4 protein-coding genes, 1 tRNA gene, 1 pseudogene and 1 riboswitch are annotated in these 3,981 nt (G+C 46.0%); of the genes and pseudogenes, 1 reads left to right on the top strand and 5 read right to left on the bottom strand.

Translation table 11 applies throughout. From position 1 onward, the window contains the following. Positions 1 to 207 (top strand): integrase core domain-containing protein (locus tag AB840_RS16285; protein WP_152669421.1); only part of this gene is annotated, 207 nt, incomplete at its 5' end. A 539-nt stretch (positions 208 to 746) separates the two neighbouring features. Here the strand turns inward: AB840_RS16285 and AB840_RS17680 are convergent. The 5 genes and pseudogenes from AB840_RS17680 to AB840_RS17940 form a co-directional block, all read right to left on the bottom strand. Continuing rightward, positions 747 to 1,112 carry an ATP-binding protein gene (locus AB840_RS17680; protein WP_200810011.1) on the bottom strand — a complete coding sequence of 122 codons (366 nt, stop codon included), beginning with the start codon at positions 1,110 to 1,112 and terminating at the stop codon, positions 747 to 749. A gap of 202 nt (positions 1,113 to 1,314) precedes the next feature. Beyond that, positions 1,315 to 1,403 (bottom strand) — tRNA-Ser (locus AB840_RS14955). Between the two features lie 30 nt (positions 1,404 to 1,433). Further along, positions 1,434 to 2,285 carry an epoxyqueuosine reductase gene (locus AB840_RS14950; RefSeq protein WP_200810010.1) on the bottom strand — a complete coding sequence of 284 codons (852 nt, stop codon included), beginning with the start codon at positions 2,283 to 2,285 and terminating at the stop codon, positions 1,434 to 1,436. An 83-nt stretch (positions 2,286 to 2,368) separates the two neighbouring features. Beyond that, the gene (locus AB840_RS14945) at positions 2,369 to 3,544 is read right to left on the bottom strand and encodes a phosphoribosylaminoimidazolecarboxamide formyltransferase (protein ID WP_048515628.1); all 1,176 of its coding nucleotides are present in this window, start codon (positions 3,542 to 3,544) and stop codon (positions 2,369 to 2,371) included. 60 nt (positions 3,545 to 3,604) lie between these two features. Beyond that, a riboswitch (ZMP/ZTP riboswitch) is annotated at positions 3,605 to 3,683 on the bottom strand. Positions 3,684 to 3,801: 118 nt separating this feature from the next. Beyond that, positions 3,802 to 3,981: pseudogene (locus tag AB840_RS17940) on the bottom strand (hypothetical protein); the annotation flags it as partial.

The following is a 3,981-nucleotide window of genomic DNA, read 5'->3' as shown; positions in this document are numbered from 1 at the left end:
AGCCGAGCCGGCTGTCCATATGATAATGCACCCATGGAACGATTCTATAACACGTTGAAAAATGAGTATTTTAATTTACGGAAATTTAGGGATGTGAAGTCGATGAATGAAGGTATTTATTGGTTTGTCTATTGCCATTACAATCGGCGTAGACCCCATTCCTACAACAATGGATTACCTCCTTATGCTGCCAGAATGTCGGCATAAGGAAACTATCACTCAGTGTTACAATTTGGGTTGACTACTACAGCTATAGGTATCCCCTATTCACCCCATAAAACATATTATGCCGTACAAAAAGTAATTAATCACTATAAAAGAGAACATAATACCCCCTCCGCTGCCGAAACTAATCAGTCCATTTTTCTTGGATATGCTTTGAAAGTTTTTTTCTGCTGAAGGTGCTGGATATCCTAACACGGCTTCAATACAATTGTGTAATACTATAAGATGTTCATCATTACTTAATATTTGCGGTGGAGAATATAAGCGCATTCCAGCTTGCTGAGATAGTTAGATAGTGGAATTATAAATATCCCGAACAATAGTATATACCTCATCCGGCGTGTAGTTTTGCAGATGAACCGCGGGGAATCCACCAAGTCGCAGGTAATTTGCAAGTTCTGCATGAGTAGCAAGAACCTCCGCGTATTTCTTTCAGAAAATCAGATACTCAGCAAAGGACAGCGGATACATGCGGAACAAAATATCGCGTCCCGTCAAATAGGCGGATATTTTAGAAGACATCATACAGAGTTTGATCCGGTCACATAAATATCAACATTATAGTCTGTCATGAGAGAGTTTACGACTTTTTCCCATAAATTTACTTCCTGAATCTCATCAAGGAAAAGATAGGTCTTTCCACTTGAAAACAAAGGCTGTGTCAAGTAGGCAAAGAGGGCTTTGGCCGTCTTTATATCCTCATATTCCAAAGAATCAAGGTTGTAGTGTGAAATCTGCTCGTCATGGACTCCACGCTTTTTCATTTCATTTATCAACATTTTCAAAATAGTCGATTTCCCGCAGCGGCGAATATCTGTCAGGATTTTTACAAATGATGTATCGGTATAAGCCATGATTTTATCAACATAAATGGGTCCCTTAATCATAGAGCGCACCTCCTAATCCATAGATAGCATGCCGCAATATATAGAAAATATCGATAGTTTTTATGATTATATCCGCAAAATATCAAAATACAAAAATCCCTCCTGGAGTAGATTCCGGAGTGAATTAAGTACTAAGATTCATCCAAAAAGCAAAAAACGGTACCATTAAGCCAAGTAATAGCTTAATGGTACCGTTCATGTATGGCGGAGCGGGTGGGATTCGAACCCACGAGACCTTGCGGCCTAACTGATTTCGAGTCAGCCCCGTTATGACCACTTCGATACCGCTCCATGGGACACTCAATTAGTTTAGCATGAAATCTAAGGTTCGTCAATGCAATTCCCTGTTCTTTTGACCCTCACCGGTTCCAGGCCGCTGAATGCGCACGGTACATTTACAACGCATTTGCCGCATACTTCACTGCCCGAGCTATTAGTGCCAGTGCCATCTTCCTTTGTATAGGAGCTGCCAAAGGTATTGTGGACCGCGGCATTCTGCAGGCAGACCTGAAAGCATTTTTTTCGGTCATAGCCGTCCAGCGTCAGGGCACCCGAGGGACAGTGAGTAACACAGATGCCGCAGGTTCCCCGGCGTTTGTACAGACAGCGTTCTTCCCGCATGGGCGTATCCGGTGCGGCATCCAGATTAGTGACGACTGTACTGTAGCGTCCGCAGCAGCCTACGCGGGTAATCAGCATATTATTGACACCAAAAGTACCCAGACCGGCCAGTCTGGCAATATGCCGCTGGGACCAGTAACTGATCAGTTTTTCACGATCAAAGGTCGCAGCTTCTTGGGAAATGCCGGCATGATATCCCTGGGCAGTTAGTATCTCGATAAGATAGTGATTCAGCTGCTCAAACATGGTGTTGGTCTCTTCATAGGTACGGGCCCATTCAGGAGAGGACAGCGTTCCTGACCGGACATTCGTCTGTGCCAGTTCCCGGGTAAAGGGAACGAAATACGCGATCACCAGGGTCGCATCGGCAAGAATATCCCAGGGCATGACATGAGCCGGTGAAATGAGATGTTTCAGTGCCATCATTTCGGGATGGTGGGCATCGGCAAAGCCAACCAGAGGAACCCCCCACTGTGAGGTAATATGGTCGTTATCCTGATAGTCCCGGACGTATTGCTGAATCCGTTGTGTTATTTCCATTTTTATATCCATGCGGAATCTCCTCCTGCCGTATATCACAGTATGCATAGTGCCGTCTGCCCGACGCAGACGGCACGTTTTTTATCAATGCATATTTAGTGATGGAACAAGCGCAGCCCTGTCATAGCCATCGCGATCTCATATTTATCACAGGTGTCGATGACATTGTCATCACGGATGGAGCCGCCGGCCTGAGCGATATAATCGACGCCGCTGCGATGCGCCCGTTCAATATTATCGCCAAAAGGGAAGAAGGCATCACTGCCGAGAGATACGCCATGCAGCTGAGCAACCCAGGATTTCTTTTCTTCCCGTGTCAGAATTTCCGGCTTTTCCGTAAAGAAATCCTGCCAAATCCCATCTGCCAGCACATCATCATAGTCGTCGGAAATATATACGTCAATCGCGTTGTCCCGATTAGGACGGCGAACATCATCCCGAAACGGCAATGCCAGCACCTTGGGATTTTGGCGCAGCCACCAAATATCAGCCTTGCTGCCGGCCAGGCGCGTGCAGTGAACACGAGACTGCTGTCCCGCGCCTACACCGATGGTCATGCCGTCTTTAACATAGCAGACAGAATTAGACTGCGTATATTTCAGCGTAATCAGCGCAATCATAAGATCCCGCTGCGCTGCAGCCGGAATATCCGTATTTTTAGTTGGCCTGTTTTGTAATAGATCCGTCGTGATTCGGACCGTGTTCCGTTCTTGTTCAAAGGTAACCCCGTATACTTCTTTAGATTCGACTGTCTTCGGAACATAATCAGGATTTAGTTTCAGTATGCAGTAATTTCCCTTTTTCTTCATTTTCAAGAGTTCCAGTGCTTCCGGCGTATATCCCGGCGCGATAACGCCATCAGATACCTCCCGCTTCAGCAGTGTAGCAGTTTCGACATCGCAGCAATCAGATAATGCCACAAAATCGCCATAGGAGCTCATGCGGTCCGCGCCGCGGGCACAGGCATAGGCACACGCCAAGGGGGATAGTTTTAAATCATCTACATAGTATATTTTCTTTAGCGTGGAGCTCATTTCCGTTGCCACAGCCGCTCCGGCAGGACTGACATGTTTAAAGGATGCCGCCGCGGGCAGCTTCGTAGCTTCCTTCAATTCCTTAACGAGCTGGCAGCTGTTCAGAGCATCCAGTAAATTAATATACCCAGGACGTCCATTCATTACTTCAAAGGGCAGAACGCTGCCGTCTTTCATATATACTCTTGCAGATGCCTGATTGGGATTGCAGCCGTATTTCAATTGCAATTCATTCATTACGCGTACCTCCTGAATACAAAAACAATAGATACCATAAAAAAATACCGACACTTCTGGAACCCTTGCCCAGACGGTCGGCGTATCATGAACCATGCTCCCCGTGGTAATTCCACTTCCGTCAGTTACATGCTTCTCTTGTATTATACTGTTCTGGTAATCTTCTTGTCAATGGAACATCCCCGAAAGTATGTGTCAAGAAGTTCTCGGTGAATGTATTGACCTAGATAATAGCTAGCCTCATCGACATCGTTTTTTTATAAAAATGCAGGCGTTGAGAAACTGTTAGCTAACTTCCCTATGGCACTGCTGGACGGGCCATTATTGCAAATGCGTCCGTGATGAATCCCTACATGCGTTTGAAAGGGAATCTTCCGCATGACTCGTCTCATCGTCCCACGGAAAGTGCGGCTGACTGGAGCGGTAAACCCCTTGGT

The organism is Megasphaera cerevisiae DSM 20462 (genome assembly GCF_001045675.1).
Classification (GTDB): domain Bacteria; phylum Bacillota; class Negativicutes; order Veillonellales; family Megasphaeraceae; genus Megasphaera; species Megasphaera cerevisiae.
Note: the sequence above shows the minus strand (reverse complement) of the source record. Positions and strands in the feature narration are given on the sequence as shown.